Genomic DNA, 22,034 nt, shown 5'->3' with positions numbered 1-22,034 from the left:
TTAAAATATTCTTAAAGAGGAAAATATATGGATTATAAAGATACTCTTCTTTTACCGAAAACCACTTTCCCGATGAGAGGAAATCTTCCTCAAAACGAACCTAAAAGATATAAAAGTTGGTTTGAAAAAGATGTTTATAAAAAGATGATAAAAAACAGAGAAAATAGAGAACTATTTACGCTTCATGATGGACCTCCCTATGCAAACGGACATATACACATTGGACATGCGCTAAATAAAATCTTAAAAGATATAATAGTCAAATTCAACTATTTTAGCGGTAATGCGGTGAGATTTACTCCGGGTTGGGATTGTCACGGACTTCCTATAGAACAGCAGATAGAAAAAAAGCTAGGAACTAAGAAAAAAGAGTCTTTGCCAAAAACGAAAATTAGAGAGCTTTGCAGAGAACACGCAAAAAAGTTTGTTCAGATACAAAAAGAGGAGTTTAAGTCATTAGGTGTGGTGGCCGATTGGGAAAAGCCATATTTAACTATGGATTTTACATTTGAGGCAAACATCTACAGAGCATTATGCGAAATAGCCAAAAAAGGTCTTTTGGTTGAGAGGAACAAACCGGTTTACTGGAGTTGGGCGGCAAAAACTGCTTTGGCAGAAGCTGAAGTAGAGTATGAGGACAAAGTTTCTCCTTCTATTTACGTAGCCTTTTGGCTAAAGGATGAAGCGCTAAAAAATATAGAAGAAGATAAGGCCGCTATAGTTATATGGACTACTACTCCTTGGACACTTCCTGCAAACGTAGCAGTTGCTCTAAATCCTCAAGAGAAGTATGTTTTAACTAAGGACGGCTATATAGTTGCCGAAAAACTGTATGAAAACTTAAAAGAAAAAGGTGTGGTAAAAGGGGATATTAAAAAAGAGATTGAAGCAAAAAATTTGGAAGGGCTTTTTGCCGAAAATCCACTTAACAAAAGAGAATCTAAAATAGTTCTTGGTGAACATGTAACCATGGATAGCGGAACAGGAGCAGTTCATACGGCTCCGGGACATGGTGAGGATGACTATAGAGTTGGTCTTAGATATGGCCTTGAGATTATAATGCCTGTCGATGATGAGGGAAGATTTGATGAAACTATTATAAGAGAAAATCTTTTGCCTAACCCTCAGGAGTTTGTAGGGGTTAACGTTTTTGAAGCAAATGATAAGATTTTAGAGCTTTTAGGAGATAAGCTTTTATTAAAAGAGGAGATAAAACACTCATATCCTCACTGCTGGAGAACACACAAACCTGTAATTTTCAGGGCTACAAAACAGTGGTTTATAGCTGTTGACAAAGCTCCAAAAGGAGAAGAAAAGAGTTTAAGGGAGTTGGCTTTAAAAGAGATAGAAAAAACACTGTTTTATCCTGAGTGGGGTAGAAATAGACTAAAATCGATGGTAGAAAATAGACCGGATTGGTGCATAAGCCGTCAGCGTGACTGGGGAGTTCCGATAGCTTTTTTTAGAAATAAAAAGACGGGAGAAGTCGTATTAGATGAGAAAGTTTTAAACTATATAGCAATGATTTTTGAAAAATTTGGAGCGGATGCTTGGTACTCCTTTGAGATAAAAGATCTGTTATACCCTGGAAGCGGTCTCAATCCGGAAGATCTAGAGAAAGTAAACGATATTTTAGATGTTTGGTTTGATAGCGGCTCTACTTGGTATGCGGTTTTAAAGAGTGGAAAATATGATTGCGGGAGATATCCAGCCGAACTCTATCTTGAGGGAAGTGATCAACATAGAGGATGGTTTCAAAGCTCTTTGTTGGTAAGTTCTGCTATAGAGCATAAAGCTCCTTTTAAAGCGATCCTTACCCATGGATTTACGGTTGATGAGAAGGGTGAAAAGATGAGTAAATCCAAAGGCAACGTTGTTGCTCCGCAAGATGTTGCCAAAAAATTCGGTGTAGAGATCCTACGCCTTTGGGTAGCGATGAGCGATTATCAAAGCGATCTCAAAATAAGCGAAAACATTTTAAAACAGATTGCCGAGCAGTATAGAAAACTTAGAAATACATTTAGATTTATGCTGGCAAATATTAACGATCTTGAGAGTATTATAGAAGATTTTGGAGTTTTAGATAAATGGATTCTTAAAAAGGCAAAAGAGATTCTGGATGAGGTTGAGAATAATTTTAAAAATTATGAGTTTTCAAAAGGTTTCAATCTGTTAAATAATTTTATCGTTAACGAATTTAGCGGAATTTATCTAGATGTTTGTAAAGACAGACTCTATTGTGACGCTCTTGATGATCCTCACAGGCGTGCTAGTCAAAGCGCTATGGCTTTGATTGCAAGATCGCTTTTAGGACTTATTGCACCTGTTTTGACATATACGGCTGATGAGATAGTAGAGCATGCGCCGAAAGTGTTAAAAGATAACAAAGAAGATATTTTTGACTTCGAATATATCTCTTTGCCTAAAATTGAAAGTGATTTTGATGAAGAGTTTATGCTTGAGGCGAGAAGAAAATTCAATGAAATAGTAGATAGTCTTAAAAAAGAGAAAATCGTTAAAAACTCTCTTGAACTTGTTATAGCAACTAATAGTAACAAGGTTTTGAGCCTTCCTGAGACTGAAAGAGAGGACTGGTTTATCGTTAGCGGCGTGGATAAAGAGATAGGCGAGGAGATTTTGGGAAGTTTCGAGGTTGGTAAAGAGAAGTTTGATATAAGAAGAGCTGCAATGCATAAGTGTCCGAGATGTTGGAAATACAAGGCTTTAGAGGATAACGGACTTTGTGATAGATGTAAAAAGGTGATAGATGGATCTAACTAAACCGGTTTCGGCTGAAGCGATAATTTTGGCGATACTATTTTTTGTAGTAATAACGGGTATGGGGATATTTTTTGTAAACAGATATAGGAGGAAGAGTTGATTACTTTAAAAGAGGCTTTGCGGTTAAATAAAGATGAACTAAAAGAACTTAAAAAAGATTTGGTTGAAAAAATTGAAGAGACCAGAGATATAAATGCATATATTGATGTAAAAGAAGCAGGAGAGGGTATTCCTATAGCTATAAAAGATAATATTCAGGTAGAGGGATGGAGTATCACTTGTGCAAGTAAAATCTTGCAAGGATATGTTGCTCCTTATAACGCCACAGTTGTAGAAAAGTTAAAAAGTTCCGGACTTTCGCCATTTGGTAGGACAAATATGGATGAGTTTGCTATGGGAAGTTCTACAGAAACCAGTTTTTACGGAAAAACTCTAAATCCGAAAGATCACTCTAGAGTACCTGGAGGAAGTAGTGGTGGAAGTGCCGCTGCAGTAGCTGCCGGAGTGGCTATTGCCGCTCTTGGAAGCGATACTGGAGGAAGTATACGCCAACCTGCTGCTTTTTGTGGAATCGTAGGTATGAAACCTACTTACGGAAGAGTTAGCAGATATGGTCTTGCCGCATACGGTAGTAGTTTAGATCAGATAGGTCCTATGACTCAAAATGTTGAAGATGCCGCTCTTCTTTATGACATAATAGCGGGATATGATCCAAAAGACAGCACAAGTGCTCAGATAGAGCATATTCCGGTAGCGCCAAATTTAAATCCTAACAGAAAAATGAAAATAGGTATTGTTCCGAACTATATTAAAGATGCGAGCGATGAAGTTCAAAAGGCGTATGATAAAGCAATAGAAGCTTTAAAAAGAGAGGGACATACAATAGTTGAAGTCTCTTTAATGGATGCAAAATACGACATTGCGGCATATTACATTACCGCAATGGCGGAAGCTAGTACTAATCTTAGTAGATATGACGGGGTTAGATACGGATTTAGAGCCGAAGCAAAAAGTTTAAAAGAGATGTATCAAAAAACTAGAACCGAAGGTTTTGGAGACGAGGTAAAAAGAAGAATCCTTCTTGGAACATTTGTACTATCTAGCGGCTATTACGATGCTTACTACATAAAAGCGCAAAAAGTAAGATACTTGATAAAAGATGAGTATAAAAAAGTTTTTGAAGAGGTAGATCTTATACTATCACCAGTTGCTCCAACTGTTGCTTTTGAGTTTGGAAGTAAAAAGAGTCCTCTTGAGATGTATCTTAGCGACGTATATACTATAGGGGTCAATCTTGCTGGACTCCCTGCTATAAGTTTGCCTGTTGACGAAACTAAAGAAGGGCTTCCTGTTGGGCTTCAACTAATAGGAAAACATTTTGACGAGCAGTCTGTTTTTGATGGCGCTATGAGTTTGGAAAGAGCGTTGAAATAGTTTAGTAGTAGGTTAGTAATTGGTTTATTGGTATATTAGTGTATTGGTAGATAATAAATAGAGAGTTAAGTTACGAAACGAACTTAGAGGAGAGAAAATGAGAATCAGAAAAAGAGCCTTAACTTTTGAAGATGTACTTTTGGTTCCCAAACATTCAAAAGTTTTGCCTAAAGAGGTAGATATTAGAACTAGACTTACTAAAAATGTAACTTTAAATATACCTTTGGTTTCCGCTGCTATGGATACTGTAACAGAGCATAGAGCGGCGATTGCTATGGCAAGACTAGGGGGTATAGGAATAATTCATAAAAATATGGATATAGAGTCACAAGTTTTAGAGATAAAAAGAGTTAAAAAAAGCGAGAGCGGAGTTATCATAGATCCTATCTTTGTACATCCTGAAGCTACTTTAGAAGATGCGGAAAAATTGATGAGCGAGTATAAAATAAGCGGCGTTCCCGTAGTTGATCAGCACAAAAAACTTTTAGGAATTTTAACTAACAGGGATATGAGATTTGAGAGAGACTATACGAAAAAAGTTAGTGAAGTGATGACTAAAGCTCCTCTTGTGACTGCGAAACAGGGAACCACTCTTGAAGAGGCTGCTGAAATTATGCATAAACATAAAATAGAAAAATTACCTATTGTTGATGATGAAGGATATCTAAAAGGACTTATCACTATCAAAGATATTAAAAAACGGATCGAGTATCCAAACGCCAATAAAGATGCTTACGGAAGATTAAGAGTTGGAGCGGCTATAGGAGTAAATCAGCTTGAACGTGCTCGTGCTTTGGTTGAAGCGGGAGTTGACGTTTTAGTTTTAGATTCGGCTCACGGACATTCTCAAGGAATTATCGATACTCTAAAAGCCATAAAAGATACTTTAGAGATAGATGTTATTGCTGGAAACGTAGCTACTGCGGAGGCTACGGCCGACTTGATTGAAGCTGGGGCTGATGCTGTAAAAGTTGGAATAGGTCCGGGTAGTATATGTACTACAAGAATCGTAGCTGGAGTTGGTGTTCCTCAAATAAGCGCTATTGACGAGTGTGCCCAGGTTGCTATGGAGTATGATGTTCCTATAATTGCTGATGGCGGTATAAAATATTCGGGAGATGTGGCCAAAGCTTTGGCTGTTGGGGCTAGTTCGGTTATGATAGGAAGTTTATTAGCTGGAACCGAAGAGAGTCCTGGAGAAGTAGTAATGTATCAGGGACGACAATATAAGACATACAGAGGGATGGGAAGTATAGGCGCTATGACGAAAGGAAGTACTGATAGATATTTTCAAGAAGGAACCGCTGCTGATAAACTTGTTCCTGAGGGTATAGAGGGAATGGTTCCTTACAGAGGAAAAATTTCCAACGTAGTACACCAGCTTATTGGTGGTCTTAGATCATCTATGGGTTATGTAGGTGCTAAGGATATAAAAAATTTTCAAGAGAGAGCAGAATTTGTTGAGATCACTTCAGCCGGTCTGAAAGAGTCTCATGTTCACGATGTAACTATCACAAAAGAGGCGCCAAACTATCATGTATAAACCCTTTGGGTTTATACTAACTTCAAAACTTCGATTTCTTATAGATAATTTATCTCTTTATTAACCGCTCTTGGGTATAATAGGGCAATTTTCAAAAATAGGATGAGGTTATAATTGGAAATAACTACAAAAAAAGCTAAATTTACAAATCCACTATATTTAGAGAGCGGAAGGATCTTAGAGCCTTATGAGATTGTTTATGAAACTTATGGTGAACTAAACGAAGAAAAAAGCAATGCAATCTTGGTCTGTCATGCTCTTAGCGGTTCTCATCATGCCGCAGGAAGATATGAGGGAGATAGAAAACCTGGATGGTGGGATTCATTAATAGGCGACGGCAAAGCAGTAGATACTACAAAGTTTTTCGTTATCTGTACAAACGTAATAGGAAGCTGCTTTGGCTCTACTGGGCCTTTGTCACCTATGTATCCCGATAACAAACCTTATAGATTCAAATTTCCCGTAGTAACTATTAAAGATATGGTAAAAGCTCAACGCATACTTCTTTCCAAACTTGGAATCGATAAAATTCACGCAGTAATCGGCGGATCGATGGGAGGTATGCAAGCGCTTAGATTTGCGGTTGATTTCCCGGGGTTGGCAAAACATATCATCTCTTTAGCGGCCACTCACGCAACAAGACCTTGGGTTATAGCTTTCAATAAAGTAGCTCAAGAAGCAATTTTAAGAGACCCTTTGTTTAAAGATGGAAACTATGAACCTGAAGAACTAAAAGAGCAAGGATTAAGCGGACTTGCTATAGGAAGAATGGCCGGACATATAAGTTTTTTGAGTCACTACTCAATGGATAGAAAATTTGGCAGAGCTTATGTGGCTAATGAAGGTTTATACGAGCTTTTTGGAAGATTCGAAGTAGAAAGATATCTAGAATATAACGGTTACAACTTCTCTAAATGGTTTGATCCGCTAAGTTATCTTTATATAACCAAGGCGATTAATATTTTCGATTTAAGTCGAGGTTTTGACTCTTTGGAAGAGGCATTAGAAGTTGTCAGATCAAAACTTTATCTTATAGGTTTTGAAAAAGATATACTCTTTTTGCCAGAAGAGATGAAAGAGATTAAAGAAGCTATGGATAAGGTTGGCAAGTGTGAACTTGCTGAGTATTATGAAGTAAAAAGCGATTATGGTCATGACTCCTTTTTGGTTGAAGTAGATAAGTTCAGTGACTATATAAACGCGATAATCGAGGAAAAGATATGACAAGTAAAGAGTTTGAAGAAAAAATTGAGTATGCAAAAAAAATGTTAGAGTCTTTGATGAATCCCGAAATCACGCTTGCTGAAAGCGTTAAACTTTATAAAGAGGGTATTAAAGCTTTAAAAGAGGCGCAAGAGCTCCTTGAAAACGCGAAGCTTGAGATTGAAGAGGTTGAAAAAGAGACGCAAAACGGTGAGTAAGGAAGTATAAAGTTAACGGTAAACTCATTTTTTAAATCGAAAATAAAGAGAGTCTATATGAAAGTAGCGGTACTACAAACGGCCTATCTTGGAATGAGCTCGAATAGATTGGACTACTACCTTAGAGCGTGTAAACTAAAAGATGTAAAACTTTTGTTGCTTGGCGAGTATGTTTTAAATAGATTTTTTAAAGAGCTTGAAAAGACTCCGCTAAGTATGATCAAAGAACAGAGTTTGCACCAGATAAAAAATTTAAAAGAGTTGGCGAAAAAATATGAACTTACTATTGTTGCACCGCTTGTTACGATTCAAAAGGAAAAAGCTTACAAAAATGTAGCTATATTTTTTCCTAAAAAGACTCAATATTATCTTCAGCAAATACTTATAGATTATAAACACTGGAACGAAAAAAAGTTTTTTGCAAATCCTACAGACTGTTTAAAACCTCCCATTACTTTTATGATAGATGGCGTAAAGTTTGGCGTAATAGGTGGATTTGAACTTCATTTTAATTACTTTTTCGATCAGTTCTCTAAAAAAAACGTGGATGTAGTACTTCTTCCTACTGTTTCTACTTTCGAATCCAATCAAAGATGGAGAGAGATTTTAAAAACCAGGGCATATCTTGGAAATCATTATATTTTAAGAGCAAATAGAATAGGAGAATATTTAGATAAAAAAACAAAATGGAACTTTTATGGCGAGAGTATGTGTGTTGATCCAAACGGAAAAATAGAGTCGATTCTTACCGATAAAGAGGAGCTGCTTATCTGTGATATCGATAAAGAATATATAAAGGAGTGTAAAAAAGCTTGGGGGTTTAGAGCAACTGTGAACGGTAGAACGATATGCGAATAACTGTATAAAATAATCATTTTGGATTGGAAGGATTAAAAATGCAAGAATATTTTAAAAGACAGATACAGCTTTGGGGAGAGGAAGTTCAGGTTTCATTGCAAGATAAAAAAGTTGCGGTTATAGGCTGCGGTGGACTTGGAAGTTCCGTTGGTATTGCTCTTGGCGCAAGCGGGATTGGAGAGTTATATCTTGTAGATTTTGATGAAGTTTCAGTTCACAATATACACAGGCAGATAGCTTTTAAAGTAGAAGATGAAGGTAAGTACAAATCCGAAGTCTTGGCAAAACTTATAGAAGATAGATGCCCTTATGTAAAGGCTAGAGCGTTTACGGAAAGTTTTACTGAATTTAAAAAGAGATCTTTTGAGTATGACTTGATTATCGACTGTACCGACAATCTTCACTCAAGAGCCGAAATTGACGAGTTTAGCAAAGAGAGTGGAGTTCCTTGGATTTATGGAAGTGTAGAAGAGTTCAACGGCCAGGTATGTTTTTTTGAAAAGAGCAGTTTCAAAGCTTTCAAAGTAACTGATAGAACTCCGGCGGGGATTGCAGCACCTATAGTTATGTTGGTAGCATCTTTCGAGGCAAATTTGGCCATAAGGTATCTTGCAGGACTTAGTGTTAAAAAAGATAGACTATTTTATCTATATTTTAATTCTGATGGAGATTTTATAGTCCAGAAGTTCGAAATGCCAAAATAGTTTAATAAAGGATTGGTATGAGAGTGTTTATATTTCTGTTTTTGCCAGTTTTCATATGGGCTTCAGTGTGCAGATACGAGCTTGATATTAAGTTTGAAAATGGCAAAATTTTTGGAAAAGCTTTTTTGGACTTTAACAAATCTATAGAGTTAGATCCTACAAAAGCCAAGATAAGTAGTATAAAAAACGGTAGTTTGTTATTGAGCGACTATCCAAAATATTTAAAAACTTCAAAAAAGCCTTTAGAAATAGAGTTTAGTTATAAAACTAGACCGATAATGGGCACATTGATGCTTCTTGATAGTTGGTATCCGAAAGTTGAGAAAAGATGTACTTATAATGTAAAAGTCGATTTTGGCAAATATATCCCGATAATGCAATATACTTCAAAAAAAGAGGATCGATTCGTTTTTGACAAACCTTTAAAAAACCTATATATCATAGCTTCCAAAGATTTTGTAGTCGATACCAAAAAGAGAAAAGAGCTTGAGATCTCCACATATTTTTATAAAAAAGACTCTTTTTTGAGTCAAAAATATATCGATAAAAGTTTTGAGTATTTTGACTACTATAAAAAGATTTTCGGATTTTTGCCATATCCTGTTTTTAATATAGTAGAGATTCCTTACCCTGGCGGCTACTCTATGGCTACGATGAGTGTAATAGGAGAGCCGATTATCAACAAAGATTTTGTATTGAACGAGTCGTTGGGACACGAGATAGTCCATCAGTGGTTCGGAAACTATGTTTACTCTCCAAAAATCGGTAACTGGGTAGAGGGGCTTACCACCTACTATTCTGATATGCTTTATGCCAAAAATAGAGGCGAAGGATCGAAATATAGAAAAAATATACTCATCAAATACGACTCTTACGTAAATAAAGATAACGAAATAACGCTAGCCGATTTCGAATATAAAACTTATGAGGATAAAAATGCGGTAGGTTACGGAAAAGGGGCTTTCTTTTTTTATATGTTATCAAACTATATAGGCGAAAAAGATTTTAACAAAGGAGTTAGAGAGCTTTTAAAAAAGTATAGATTCAAAGAGGCTACTTTTAACGACCTAAAAAAAATCTTTTCAGAAGTCTCTAACAAAGATTTAGAGGACTTTTTTTTGCAGTGGGTATATAGAAAAGGCGCATTTGACTTTCATCTAAGAAACATCAAACTCTCTTTTGAGGATGAACGATATAAAACCAGTTTTGATCTGGTTTCAAATGAGTATGATATAGATTTGCCGGTTTGGGTATGCTCTAAAAAGGAGTGTAAAAAGTTTTTGATAGATTCTAAAAAGACAAAACACTCTTTATATACGGATTTTGCTCCTGTAAAAATAGTTGTGGATAGAGAGTATCAAGTTTTTAGGAAACTTCAATCTTTTGAGATACCGCCGGTAATATCCGAAGTTTTAGGAAGCGAAAATCTTATAGTGATATGTGACGATAAGAAAAAGTATAAATCGATTCTGAAACTTTTCAAAAACGTTAAAAGTTCTAAAGATGTTGATTATAGTGTGATGGAAAAGAGCGATCTGTTTATATTGGGGAGAACTCCTTTTTTAAAAAAGTTTGCTATAGATTTTAAAAAAGAGGGGGACTCTAAAGTCGAAGTTTTTAGAAATCCTTTAAATGAACGGAGATTTGTTTTAGTTTTTGACGGCGATAGAAATCTCCAAAGAAATATCAGACTCTTAAAACATCTTGGAAAATACTCCGTAGTGGTTTTTGAAGGAAAAAATTTTAAAAGATATATCAAGCCTTCTCAAAAGGGTGCAGAGTATCATCTTGATGGAGCCACCAATATAGTCAAAGTGGACGTAAAAGACGATTTTGATAATCTTATAGATAATATAAAAGATTCAAAAGTTATTTTTGTAGGAGAAAATCATACTCTATATTCCAACCACGTAAATCAGTTAAAGATCATTAAAGCTCTTTATGAATCCGGCAAAAAAGTGGCTATCGGTATGGAGATGTTCCAACAACCGTTTCAAAAGTATCTAGATCTGTTTATCGATGGCAAAATAAGCGAAAAAGAGATGCTGAAAAAAACCGAGTATTTTAAAAGATGGAAGTATGATTACAATCTATATAGACCTATTATCTTATACGCTAAAAAGCACAGGATCAAGATTGTAGCTTTAAACGTAAGAAAAGAGATAAGTAAAAAGGTGGCTAAAGAGGGTATAGACGCTCTTACAAAAAAAGAGATGAAAGAACTTCCCAAATCAATGGATTTTACAAATCTGGTTTATAGACAGTATATGAGACAGATTTATGAAGCTCACGCAAAAAAGAGTTTTAAAAATTTTGAAAACTTTTTTTACGCTCAAGTACTTTGGGATGAGACGATGGCCGATAATATTGCAAATTTTTTAAAATCCCACCCCGATTTTCAGATGGTGGTTTTAGCCGGAAACGGGCATCTTAGGTTTGGTTATGGGATACCAGATAGGATAAAAAGAAGAGGAGTCAAAGACTATAAGATAGTTTTGCAAAATGACAAACTAAAACCGAAAATTGCCGATTTTATCCTCTATCCGCCTCATATTGATCTTCCAAAAGAGAAGAAACTAGGAGTCTATCTAAAAGATGATAAAACATTGGTAGTAGATAAAGTCTCAAAAGATTCCGCCGCATCCAAAGCAGGTCTTAAGAAAGGGGATGAAATAGTTCAGATTGATGAGAAGAGTGTAAAAAATCTAGCCGATTTGAGACTAGAGTTGATTTTTATTAAAAAGTGTGCGCAACTTAAGATAAAAAGAGACGGTAAAATTGTAAAGAAAAAAATCTGTTTTGAGGAAGAAAAATGAGATTTGAAAAATACCCTTTTGAAAAGCTCAATGAGCTTTTGTCAGATATAGAGCCCAACGAAAGTTGCCATCCTATAGTTTTGACTATAGGGGAACCTCAGTTTGAAACTCCTAAATTTATTCAGGATGAGCTGTGCAAAAATGCTTCTTTGTTGAACAAATATCCAAAAAGTGCCGGAGAAGATGTTTTAAAAGAGGCAATATTAGAGTTTATAGAAAATAGATACTCTCTAAAACTGAAATTTTCTCAAATCATACCGACCTTTGGAACTAGAGAGGTGCTTTTTAATTTTCCTCAATTTTTACTAAAGGAGAAACTATCTCCGAAAATGGCCTTTACAAACCCTTTTTATCAGATATATGAAGGTGCGGCGAAAGCTTGTGGCGCGAAGATTTTTTATCTAAATCTAACCAAAGAGAACGGTTTTAAACCTAAAATTGACGAAAAAACTTTAAAAGAGGTAGATTTTGTCATCATAAACTCTCCCAATAATCCCACAGGTTCGGTTATGGAGATGGATGAGCTCAAAGAGTGGGTAAAAGCCGCTTTAGAATATAACTTTGTTTTATTAAACGATGAGTGTTATAGCGAAATATACGATTTTGCTCCTCCAGCGTCGCTATTGGAAGCTAGTTTGGAGGTTGGAAACAGTGAATTTAAAAATATTTTAGTAGTTAACTCTATCTCAAAAAGAAGCTCAGCGCCCGGACTTAGAAGCGGTTTTATAGCGGGAGATGAAAAGATTTTACAAGACTATATGCGCTATAGAACCTATGTAGGTTGCGCTTCTCCTTTGCCTTTGCAGATGGCTGCGACAAAAGCTTGGAGAGATGAGACTCACGTGGTTAAAAATAGAGACATATATAGAAAAAATTTTAAACTAGCAAAAGAGATTTTGGGAGTTTTACCTCCAAAGGCTACTTTTTATCTCTGGTTGGAAGTAGGAGATGATTTAGAATTTACTAAAAAACTTTATAAAGAGTATAACGTAAAAGTTTTGCCCGGTTCTTTTTTGGGTAGAGAGGGAATAGGTAAAGGATATGTTAGAATTGCTCTTGTATATAGTGAGAAAAAAACAAAAGAGGCGTTACAAAGACTTAAAGAGGCAATGAAAGGAGAAAAGTTTTAATGGAAGCAAATTTAACAAGACTTAAAATGGATAAAGATTTTTTAGCAAATTTGGAAAAAGAGAAAAAAGAGGCGTTGAAAAATGAAGATATAGTCAAGCTTTATGATGTTTTAGATACTTACTTGGCTCTTGATATGGATGAAGAAGATATAGATCTGCTTTATCAAAAGATCTTGGAGAAGGCTTTTGATACTTTGGCGGATATGCTTACAAAAGGCGAAGTTTTTGATATATCCAAAGATAGTGATCTCTATACCGCTAGAGCCATATATGAGCATGCTCTTGAGAGATGGGATAGAAAAGAGTATAAAGGTGCAAACGAACTTTTTTTGATTTTATCTTACGTTATAGGAGATGAGTCTCTTCAAAGGGGAATGTTTTTGGCTCTTGGTCTCACGGCAAAAAAAGTCTCTTTAGATGAATTTATACAAAATTACGTAGATCATGAAAAACTAGATGAAAACAGCCTATTTTTTGACAAATTTACGAAAAAAGGCGAAGAGTTTTTAAAGAGTGAGAGAGATTTGATAAATAAAGAGCTGAAAAAAATAGAAAAACTATCCGGAGCTAGTCAGTGAAAATACATTTTATAGGCATAGGCGGAATAGGGCTAAGCGGACTTGCAAGATTTTTACATTTTGAAGGGTATGAAGTAAGCGGGTCTGATATGTTTGAAGGACCTATTACTGAGTCTCTAAGAAAACTTAGAATCAAAGTAGATGTTCCTCAAAAAAAAGAGAATATCAAAGACCAAGATATAGTTATCTACTCTGCCGCCGTTAAAAGCTCAAACGTAGAGCTTCAAGAGGCTAAAAAAAGAGGTATTAAGACTCTATCTAGAAGAGAGGCTCTTCCTTTGATACTTAGAGGTAAAAAGGTTTACGCCGTTGCCGGAGCTCACGGTAAAAGTACAACAAGCGCCATTTTGGCTTCTGTCTTAAAAGATGCAAATGCTATAATAGGTGCCGAATCGAAAGATTTTAAATCGAACGTAAGATACAATCCAAAAAGCGACATCGTAGTTTTTGAAGCGGATGAGAGTGACGCCAGCTTTTTAAACACAAACCCCTATCTTTGTATAGTTACAAATGCCGAACCTGAACATATGGAGTTTTATAACCATAATCTAGATCTTTTTTACGATACCTACAAAGAGTTTTTAAAAATTTCGAAGATAAGAGTTATAAATGATGATGATCTCTTTTTGAAAAATCTTGATCTAGAAGCGATAAGATTAAATCCTAAAAAAGATATCAAAGTAAAGAAGCATTTTTTAAAAGATGACGAACCTTATATCAGGTTTGAGCTAAGAGATTTTGGCGAGTTTGATGTTTGGGGTTTTGGAGAACATATAGCTTTGGATGCGTCTTTAGCTATTTTAGCCGCTATGAACGAGATAGGTTTAGATGAGATAAAAGAGAATCTAAAAAGTTATAAAGGTATAAAAAAGAGGTTTGATATCGTCCAAAAAGAGGACTCTTTTATCGTGATAGACGATTACGGGCATCACCCTACCGAAATCGAAGCGACGATGAGCTCTTTGAAAGAGTACGCAAAATTAAAAGGTATTGATGAGATTACCGTTATATGGCAGCCCCATAAATATTCTAGAACCGTTGATAATCTTCATAGATTTGTAGAGTGTTTTGAAGGAAGTACAAAACTTGTTATTTTACCAGTTTGGAGTGCCGGTGAGGATGAGATAAAAATAGATTTTGAAAAATATTTCAGAAGATACAACCCGATATTTGCCGACTTTGTAAAAAAAGAGGATAAAAAAATCCTTCTTTTTAAGGATAAAAATCATATAGCAAAAATAGCCAAAGGTTTAATTGTGGGGTTTGGTGCCGGAGATATTACTTATCAGCTAAGAGGAATGAAGTAGTGGCGTTTTTGTATCTTGTTATATTTTTGCTTCTAATTTTTGGTGTTATAGGAGTAGTTGTATATTTTTTTACCGGACTTACAAAAAGATTGAAAGTGTCTATTGTACTTTCGCTGCTTCTTGGATGGATTTTGATCTTAGGGTATAGTTTGTATCAGGATAAAAAGAGAAAACTTCACGAAAAGCTGCTTTATAGTTTTAACCACGGAAAAGTTTTGATATGCAAAGATGTAAACGTAACAAACGATAAGTTCAATTTCGTCAGCGGTACACTCGTTTTTGTTGGAAAAGAAAAAACCAAATATGAAGGGCTTGTAGTACCTATAGATTTGTGTAGGGTTGAACAATAATGGTTAAGTTGTTGGAAAAAAAGATAGTTGCTAAACCTTTCGTTAAATGGGTAGGGGGTAAAAGAGGACTAGTTTCGCAACTGCTACCTTTAATACCAAAAAATTTCAATAACTATTTTGAGCCGTTTGTTGGAGGTGGAGCTCTTTTTTTTGAACTTTTTAATTTAGGATTATTAAGAGATAAACAGATATTTATATTTGATAAGAATGAAGAGTTAATAAATAGCTATTTAGTCGTAAAAAATAGTCCCGAAAAGTTGTTAAAAAGATTAAAAGAGTTTCAGACAAATCACTCAAAAGAGTTTTATTATGAGGTTAGGGAGTGGGATAGAAAAGATGATTTTAAAAATTTAGATGAAGTTTTAAGAGCAGCAAGGTTTATATATCTGAATAAAACCTGTTTTAACGGACTTTATAGAGTCAACAAAAAAGGTTTTTTCAATGTTCCTATCGGAAGATATAAAGAGCCTAAAATTTATGATGAAGAACTTATATTAAACGCTTCGTATGCCTTGCAAAACGCCACTATAGAAGTAGCAGATTTTAGTAAAGTTTTAGAGTACGCTAAAAAAGAGGATTTTATCTATTTTGATCCGCCTTATTATCCTTTAAATGAAACTTCCAATTTTACCTCATATACAGATATGGCGTTTTTGGAAGAGGAGCAAAAAAGATTGTATGAAGTTTTTAACAAGCTCGATAAAAGAGGCTGTTTTGTGATGGAGAGTAACTCAGATACGGAGTTTATTAAAACCCTTTACGAAAAGTATAAGATAGATGTAGTGTATATGAATAGGTTTATAAATAGTAAAAAAGATGGAAGATTAAAAATAGAAGAAGTTGTGATAAGGAATGGTGATTGGAGTTAGTAAAAGCGTTAGATTTAGTCGATTTTATAAATGAGTTTAAATCTTTTTTAGCTAGAGAAAAGCCTCTATTTATAGAAGGGGATATAAACCTTCATTTTAATTTTATTAATGAGCTAAAAAAGTATGAGTTTAAAGCTCCCGTTAGCGTTAAAACTCTAGATACTGAGATTTTGCATATAAAAAAACAGGGAGTCTTGAGACTCGAAGAGATTTTTGAGTTTGTTAAGATTTTTAGATATTTTTTATATCTAAAAAGAGTTAAGTTCGAAGGAAAGATAAAAGAGTTTATAGACTCTATCAATATACCCGAGGAGATAAAAGAGGTCGAGGGTTACTTTGACGAAAAAGGCGAATTAAGAGTCAGTATAGACGATAGATTAGAATCTTTGCAGATGGCTCTAAAACAGAACAAAGAGCAGATTCGTCAAAAACTTCAAGCTCTTCTTAACTCAAACAAACTACAAGGCTATCTTGTTGATAGGCAGATTCACTACGTCAACGAAGAGGAGACACTGCTTGTAAGAGGTGGATTCAATCATGTTTTAAAAGGGACGGTCGTAGGAAGAAGCAGTGGAGGTTTTTTTTACGTAGCACCAGAAGCCATAACCAAATTAAAAGAGAAAGAAGCCGCTATAATTAGTCAGATAGAAGAGGTTAGACTAGAGTGGGCAAAGAAGATCAGTACCGTTTTTTTAAGATGGATAAAATTTATAGAGTATATTAACAGAGCTTTTGATAGGTTTGATCATTATCAAGCAAGAGTCAATTTTGCTAAAGCCAAAAATCTTTTTTTCATTTTGCCAAAAAACGACGATAAAATAGTTTTAAAAGATTTTATCCATCCAGCCATTGCCAATCCAAAGCCTATAAGCGTAGATTTTAGTAAAAAGGTTTTGATTATTACCGGAGTAAATGCCGGTGGGAAAACTATGCTTTTAAAATCTATCTTAGCCGCGACATATTTGGCAAAATATCTTTTGCCGATGAAACTTGATCCTAAAAGTTCTAGAATAGGAAGATTTAAAGAGATAATCCCTATCATAGAAGATCCCCAAAACGTCAAAAACGATATCTCTACGTTTGCTGGAAGGATGCTTGAGTTTAGCAGGCTTTTTCAAAAAAGAGAGGCTCTTGTAGGAGTGGATGAGATAGAGTTGGGAACGGATAGCGACGAGGCCGCTACTCTTTTTAAGGTTATTTTAGAAGAGCTGATGAAAAGAGATATCAAGATAGCTATCACCACGCATCATAAAAGATTGGCTTCTTTAATGGCAGCTTATGATGAAGTGGAACTAGTAGCGGCAATTTACGATGAGGAAAAAGGTGCGCCAACTTATGAGTTCTTACAAGGAATCATAGGAAAAAGTTACGCTTTTGAGACCGCAAAAAGATATGGCATACCGTTAAATATCGTCAAAAGAGCTATAGAAGAGTACGGTGAAGATCAAGCAAAACTGAGTGAGCTGATTGAGAGAGGAAGCGAACTAGAAAGAGAGCTTAGAAAGAAAAACTCTAAACTGCAAGAAGAGATTGAGAGAGTCGAGTTTTTGAGAAGAACGCTAGAAGATGAGAGACACTCTCTATTTACTCAATTAAAAGAAGAAAAAGAGAGACTTTCTCGTATTTTTCAAGAGGCTATAAGCGATGCAAAGTCTGCTATCAAGGCCAAAGATACTAAAGATGCCCACAGGCTTTTAAACAAGGCTCACCAAAAAGCTAAAGAGGCTAAAATCAAAGAGAAAAAGATAAGTGAAGATATAAAAGTGGGCGATAGCGTAAAATATAGAAAAAACAGAGGAGTCGTTTTAAGTCTAAAAGCTAAAGAGGCTTATGTGGATTTTGACGGGATAAAGATGAGAGTTCCTTTAAACGAGTTAAAGAGAATAAATCCTGTTAAAAAGAAAACTCAGGCTCCAAAAGTTAGCGTAAGTAAGCCTAAGAAATTATCGGTTAAACTAGATTTGCACGGGCTTAGAGTAGACGAAGCGTTGGAAAAAACCGATAAATTTTTATCAGATTCTCTCTTGGCCGGTTTTGACGAAGTTTTGATCTATCATGGGGTAGGAAGTGGAAAGTTGGCACGCGCCGTTAGAGAGTTTTTAAAAAATCATCCAAGAGTAAAGTCATTTAGCGATGCTCCTCCAAGTATGGGAGGTTTTGGAGCAACTGTTGTTGAATTGTAGTGATATTTGGAATTGGGAATTAGGAAATGTGGATAGTCATTTAATACAAATTCCTAATTTCCAATTCCAAAATTTGCCAATAACAACTTAACTCTTAACACTTAACTCTTAATCCTACTTACTCTATACTCCTAACTTTTTAAAAAAAATTGATTAACTTCATCAAAAAAAATGTATAAAAACTACACATATTCCTTTTTTTTTCTAAAAAAACATCAATAATAATTATAAATTAAATTAATTTAAGTTATCTAATTAAAAAGCATATTTTTTATAGGAGGCGATATGAGCGAGACTATACATACCGATATTCTCATTGTTGGAGCGGGACCGGCTGGGCTTAGTGCTGCTATATCGGCGGCAAATCAGATGAAAAAAAATGGTGATAAGTTAAAAATAATGGTTATAGAAAAAGGGAAAAATGTTGGCTCGCATATACTCTCAGGAGCTGTGATAAAACCGGAAACTTTAAAATCACTACTCAGTGAAGAAGAATTTAACAATCTTCCATTTGATAGTAAAGTTGATATAGATACTGTTATGAAATTGGAAGATGATGGAAGTGTAAAAAAACTCCCTTTTCATCCCCCATATATGTCAAATGAAGGTAACTTCATAGCTTCACTTGGAGAGATTTGTAGATATTTAGCAAAAATAGCTGAAGATAAAGGAGTTGAGATTTATCCGGGTTTTAGCGCTGATGAGCTTATTTATGAAAATTGCAAAGTGGTGGGCGCTAAAATGAAAGACACAGGTATTGATCATAACGGCAAAAGAATGGAAAATTTTGTAGAGGGTACAATAGTTAAAGCAAAAGTTACAATTTTAGCAGAGGGAACAAGGGGAAGTTTAGCCAAAAAAGCGATAAAAAGATTAAGACTTGATAAAAAAAGCAGACCTCAAATATACTCTTTGGGTGTTAAGGAGTTATGGAGTGTACCAGAAGGTAGAATAAAACCGGGAGAGATTTATCACACCTTTGGATATCCTTTAAAAGATGGAGTTGAATTTGGAGGAGGATTTATCTATGGACTAACTGAAAATAGAGTTGCTTTAGGACTTGTAGTTGGACTTGATTATGAAGATCCAACGACAGATATCCATGCACTAATGCAGATATGGAAAACTCATCCAGAAGTAAAAAAATTTATAGAGGGTGGAAAAATTTTGGAGTTTGGCGCAAAAACACTTCCTGAGGGTGGATGGAACTCAATCCCAAGATATTATGATTATAATCTTTTAATAGTTGGTGATAGTGCTGGATTCTTAACTACTGCAAGGTTAAAAGGGGTGCATTTGGCAGTTGAGTCAGGAAATATTGCAGGCAGAGTTGCTGCAGATGCTATCTCTTTAGGCGATACCTCAATTGATAGATTAAAAGTGTATGAAAGAGAGGTTAATAGCTCTTTAATTTATGAGGAGCTATATCCTACAAGAAATTTTAGAGCAGTTATGAAAAGAGGGATGTTATTTGGTGGATTTCAGATGGGAATACAGCTTTTGACTCAAGGAGCAAGCGTATTTGTTCCAGAACTTGAGCCTGATAGTGAAACAACAAAAAGTTTAAAAGAGTTTAAAGGGGAGTCTTTTAAAGATAGATTCAAAGAGAAACTTGAATTTGATGGAAATTTAACTTTTGATAAAGTAACAGACGTTTATTACTCAAAAACTGAGCATGATGAGATGCAGCCTTGCCATCTGAAAGTAAATGATAAAGAGCGTTTTAAAAGATTAAATATAAAAGAGTATGGAGCGCCATGTGTTCACTTTTGTCCAGCGGAAGTATATGAGCTTCATATCGATAGAGAGGGAAAGGAAGAGGTAAGGTTTCATCCAGAAAACTGTGTTCATTGCAAAACATGCGATATAAAATCTGTAAATGAAGAGATAATATGGAGTGTGCCTTATGGAGGAGATGGACCAGATTATAACTATATGTAAATAGAAGTTAGGTGAGTATGGTGATTGGGGAGAGTGAAGAGTTAGATTTTCTTACTAACTTTCTCACTTACTCACTCTTCATTAAACCAAAAATTTAAATTACAAATTGCCATTCACAATTTACGATTCACGAATTACGATTTACGAATAAAAAAGCAATAAGGAGTAAAGATGGCATTAACAATCATCGCTTTAATGAAACAAGTACCCGTTCCCTCTGAGATGAGAATGGGTGAAGATGGTTTGATGGATAGAACAAAAGCAAAATCGATGATAAACAAAGATTGTCAATTTGCTTTAGAAGCTGGACTTCAGCTAAAAAAGGAGAATCCAGAAGCAAAACTTATAGTTTGTTCTATGGGACCTCCTGCATTTGAACAGTCATTAAAAAAAGCTTTGGCAATGGGTTATGATGAAGCCTATCTTTTGAGTGATAGAAAACTTGCAGGCTCTGATACATATGCAACAGGACTTGCTTTAGCAACACTTATTAAACATTTGGGTTATGGAAAAGGGGCTAACGAAGATTTTATTATTGTTGCAGGAAGACAAACAAGCGATGGGGATACGGCTCATGTACCATCTCAAGTTGCGGAAAATTTAGTTGTCCCACAAGCTACATTTATTGAAAGTACTCATTTAAAAGATAATAAAATAGAGGCAAAAAGAATAATTGAGGGTGGCTATCAGATATTGGAAGTGCCAATTCCATGTGTTTTAAGCTTTACACCAACAGGTATTCCTCCAAGAAGACCATCACTTGCAGGAACTATAAAAGCAAGAGAAAAAGAGATAAATATTTTAAATATAGCTGATATTGGACTTAGTGAAGAGAAAGTTGGATTAAGTGGCAGTCCTACAATTGTTGCAAAAGTTGTGGATATTAAAAGTGAAAGAGCTCCTGCAAAAATAGTAAGTGGTCATAATGAAAAAGAGGTGGTTGATGAGTTTATCAAGAAGTTTAAAGAAGGAAAAAATGTTTTAGAAAAAGAGGAAAAAAAGAAAAAAGAGCAAAAAATTGACGAGAGTTTAAAGGTAGTTGATTTTAGAAATGGTGCAAGAGGAATTCTTACTTGGGCTGAAGTTGCAAATGGCAAAATTGCAAGAAGCTCATTAGAGCTTTTAACTCCTGCAAAAAGCTTAGCTAAAGAGTTGGGTGAAGATACAAAAGTAATAACTGTTTTAATAGGAAAAGATGTAAAACCTTTGGCAAAAGAACTAATTAGTTATGGAAGCGATGAAGTAATAGTTGTAGAAGATGATAGGTTAAAGGAGTATCAGATTTTACCATTTGCAGAGATTTTTTACCAAATAATCAAAGAAAAAAATCCAGAAATTGCTCTATTTGCTGCTACTACTGCAGGGCGAGAGCTTGCTCCAAGAATAGGGGTAAAAACAGATTCTGGAGTTACTGCTGATTGTACAGAGCTTAAAATTGGAAAACATATCTATAGAGATAAAAAGACAAAAGAGAAATTTGTTTATGCTCCATTACTTGAGTCTATTAGACCAACTTTTGGAGAATCTAAGCTTGCAACTATCTTAGGTTTTACCTGTCCTCAAATCTCTACTGCAAGAGCGGGAACATTTCCTGTTCCACAAAAGGTTGAAAAAAGAGAAGGAAAAATTAGTGAGTTTAAACCAAAATTAAGTGATGAGCTTTTTGTTACAAAAATTGTAAAAACTGTAAGAGGAGAAGGAGGACTACAAAGTCTATTTGAAGCAGATATTATAGTATCAGGTGGAAGAGGAACAAGTAGTGATAGAATGGAGCTTGTAAAAGAGTTAGATAAGATTTTAAAAGAAAAAGGGATAAAATCTGAATGGGCTGCAAGTAGGGTAATGGTTGATGAAGGTGTTGCAGAGTATGCAAGGCAGATTGGCCAAACTGGAAAGACAGTTAGACCTAAAGTTTATATTGCCGTAGGTATTAGTGGAGCGATTCAGCATTTAGCCGGTATGAAAGAGAGTGAGACAATAATTGCTATAAATCATAACCCAAAAGAGCCTATTTTTAGAAACTCTGATTTTGGAATAGTTGGAGAGTATGAAGATATTTTGCCTGAACTCATTGATAGAGTAAAAAAAGGTGAATTTACATTTGGATTAAAAGCTTAAA

Annotated in this window: 16 protein-coding genes; all 16 read left to right on the top strand. The window is 35.1% G+C overall.

Annotated features, from left to right (window positions below):
* The first annotated feature begins 27 nt into the window (after positions 1-27).
* The 16 genes from ileS (at position 28) to NIL_RS06950 (ending at position 22,033) form a co-directional block, all read left to right on the top strand.
* Positions 28-2,781, top strand: coding sequence for an isoleucine--tRNA ligase (gene ileS / locus NIL_RS07025; protein WP_187647097.1), 2,754 nt, complete (start codon positions 28-30; stop codon positions 2,779-2,781).
* Between the two features lie 96 nt (positions 2,782-2,877).
* A complete protein-coding gene (gene gatA, locus NIL_RS07020) occupies positions 2,878-4,215 on the top strand; it encodes an Asp-tRNA(Asn)/Glu-tRNA(Gln) amidotransferase subunit GatA (RefSeq protein WP_187647096.1) in 1,338 nt (445 codons plus the stop codon).
* A gap of 97 nt (positions 4,216-4,312) precedes the next feature.
* The gene (gene guaB / locus NIL_RS07015) at positions 4,313-5,758 is read left to right on the top strand and encodes an IMP dehydrogenase (protein ID WP_187647095.1); all 1,446 of its coding nucleotides are present in this window, start codon (positions 4,313-4,315) and stop codon (positions 5,756-5,758) included.
* Between the two features lie 114 nt (positions 5,759-5,872).
* The gene (gene metX / locus NIL_RS07010; protein WP_187647094.1) at positions 5,873-6,982 is read left to right on the top strand and encodes a homoserine O-acetyltransferase MetX; all 1,110 of its coding nucleotides are present in this window, start codon (positions 5,873-5,875) and stop codon (positions 6,980-6,982) included.
* A complete protein-coding gene (xseB, locus tag NIL_RS07005; RefSeq protein WP_187647093.1) occupies positions 6,979-7,179 on the top strand; it encodes an exodeoxyribonuclease VII small subunit in 201 nt (66 codons plus the stop codon). Before metX ends, xseB begins: the two co-directional genes overlap by 4 nt.
* Before the next feature lie 57 nt (positions 7,180-7,236).
* Positions 7,237-8,037 (top strand): carbon-nitrogen hydrolase family protein, encoded by an 801-nt coding sequence (locus NIL_RS07000; protein WP_187647092.1) that lies wholly within the window; start codon positions 7,237-7,239, stop codon positions 8,035-8,037.
* 38 nt (positions 8,038-8,075) lie between these two features.
* Positions 8,076-8,741, top strand: coding sequence for a HesA/MoeB/ThiF family protein (locus NIL_RS06995; RefSeq protein ID WP_187647091.1), 666 nt, complete (start codon positions 8,076-8,078; stop codon positions 8,739-8,741).
* 17 nt (positions 8,742-8,758) lie between these two features.
* A complete protein-coding gene (locus NIL_RS06990) occupies positions 8,759-11,557 on the top strand; it encodes a ChaN family lipoprotein (protein WP_187647090.1) in 2,799 nt (932 codons plus the stop codon).
* On the top strand, positions 11,554-12,687 hold the full coding sequence (locus NIL_RS06985; RefSeq protein WP_187647089.1) for a succinyldiaminopimelate transaminase: 1,134 nt from the start codon (positions 11,554-11,556) through the stop codon (positions 12,685-12,687). The genes NIL_RS06990 and NIL_RS06985 overlap by 4 nt, the downstream gene beginning before the upstream one ends.
* Complete coding sequence (locus tag NIL_RS06980; protein ID WP_187647088.1) at positions 12,687-13,265, top strand: hypothetical protein; 579 nt, start codon at positions 12,687-12,689, stop codon at positions 13,263-13,265. Before NIL_RS06985 ends, NIL_RS06980 begins: the two co-directional genes overlap by 1 nt.
* Entirely contained in the window at positions 13,262-14,572 is a 1,311-nt protein-coding gene (gene murC / locus NIL_RS06975) for a UDP-N-acetylmuramate--L-alanine ligase (protein ID WP_187647087.1), read from the top strand. Before NIL_RS06980 ends, murC begins: the two co-directional genes overlap by 4 nt.
* Positions 14,572-14,922: a hypothetical protein gene (locus NIL_RS06970; RefSeq protein WP_187647086.1), complete on the top strand. Its 351-nt coding sequence runs from the start codon at positions 14,572-14,574 to the stop codon at positions 14,920-14,922. The genes murC and NIL_RS06970 overlap by 1 nt, the downstream gene beginning before the upstream one ends.
* A complete protein-coding gene (locus NIL_RS06965; RefSeq protein ID WP_187647085.1) occupies positions 14,922-15,791 on the top strand; it encodes a DNA adenine methylase in 870 nt (289 codons plus the stop codon). The genes NIL_RS06970 and NIL_RS06965 overlap by 1 nt, the downstream gene beginning before the upstream one ends.
* Entirely contained in the window at positions 15,782-17,974 is a 2,193-nt protein-coding gene (locus tag NIL_RS06960) for an endonuclease MutS2 (protein ID WP_187647084.1), read from the top strand. The genes NIL_RS06965 and NIL_RS06960 overlap by 10 nt, the downstream gene beginning before the upstream one ends.
* Positions 17,975-18,259: 285 nt before the next feature.
* Positions 18,260-19,915, top strand: a complete 1,656-nt coding sequence (locus NIL_RS06955) for an electron transfer flavoprotein-ubiquinone oxidoreductase (protein WP_187647083.1) — start codon at positions 18,260-18,262, stop codon at positions 19,913-19,915.
* Between the two features lie 171 nt (positions 19,916-20,086).
* Positions 20,087-22,033 (top strand): FAD-binding protein, encoded by a 1,947-nt coding sequence (locus NIL_RS06950; RefSeq protein WP_187647082.1) that lies wholly within the window; start codon positions 20,087-20,089, stop codon positions 22,031-22,033.
* Position 22,034: the final 1 nt, after the last annotated feature.

The organism is Nitrosophilus labii, from assembly GCF_014466985.1.
Taxonomy (GTDB): Bacteria; Campylobacterota; Campylobacteria; order Campylobacterales; family Nitratiruptoraceae; genus Nitrosophilus_A; species Nitrosophilus_A labii.
Note: the sequence above shows the minus strand (reverse complement) of the source record. Positions and strands in the feature narration are given on the sequence as shown.

Bases quoted from the DNA above. Each gene is read 5' to 3' on its own strand.
- ileS (WP_187647097.1), top strand. From the start codon at position 28: ATGGATTATAAAGATACTCTTCTTTTACCGAAAACCACTTTCCCGATG.
- guaB (WP_187647095.1), top strand. From the start codon at position 4,313: ATGAGAATCAGAAAAAGAGCCTTAACTTTTGAAGATGTACTTTTGGTT.
- xseB (WP_187647093.1), top strand. From the start codon at position 6,979: ATGACAAGTAAAGAGTTTGAAGAAAAAATTGAGTATGCAAAAAAAATG.
- NIL_RS07000 (WP_187647092.1), top strand. From the start codon at position 7,237: ATGAAAGTAGCGGTACTACAAACGGCCTATCTTGGAATGAGCTCGAAT.
- NIL_RS06995 (WP_187647091.1), top strand. From the start codon at position 8,076: ATGCAAGAATATTTTAAAAGACAGATACAGCTTTGGGGAGAGGAAGTT.
- NIL_RS06990 (WP_187647090.1), top strand. From the start codon at position 8,759: ATGAGAGTGTTTATATTTCTGTTTTTGCCAGTTTTCATATGGGCTTCA.
- NIL_RS06985 (WP_187647089.1), top strand. From the start codon at position 11,554: ATGAGATTTGAAAAATACCCTTTTGAAAAGCTCAATGAGCTTTTGTCA.
- NIL_RS06980 (WP_187647088.1), top strand. From the start codon at position 12,687: ATGGAAGCAAATTTAACAAGACTTAAAATGGATAAAGATTTTTTAGCA.
- NIL_RS06965 (WP_187647085.1), top strand. From the start codon at position 14,922: ATGGTTAAGTTGTTGGAAAAAAAGATAGTTGCTAAACCTTTCGTTAAA.
- NIL_RS06955 (WP_187647083.1), top strand. From the start codon at position 18,260: ATGAGCGAGACTATACATACCGATATTCTCATTGTTGGAGCGGGACCG.
- NIL_RS06950 (WP_187647082.1), top strand. From the start codon at position 20,087: ATGGCATTAACAATCATCGCTTTAATGAAACAAGTACCCGTTCCCTCT.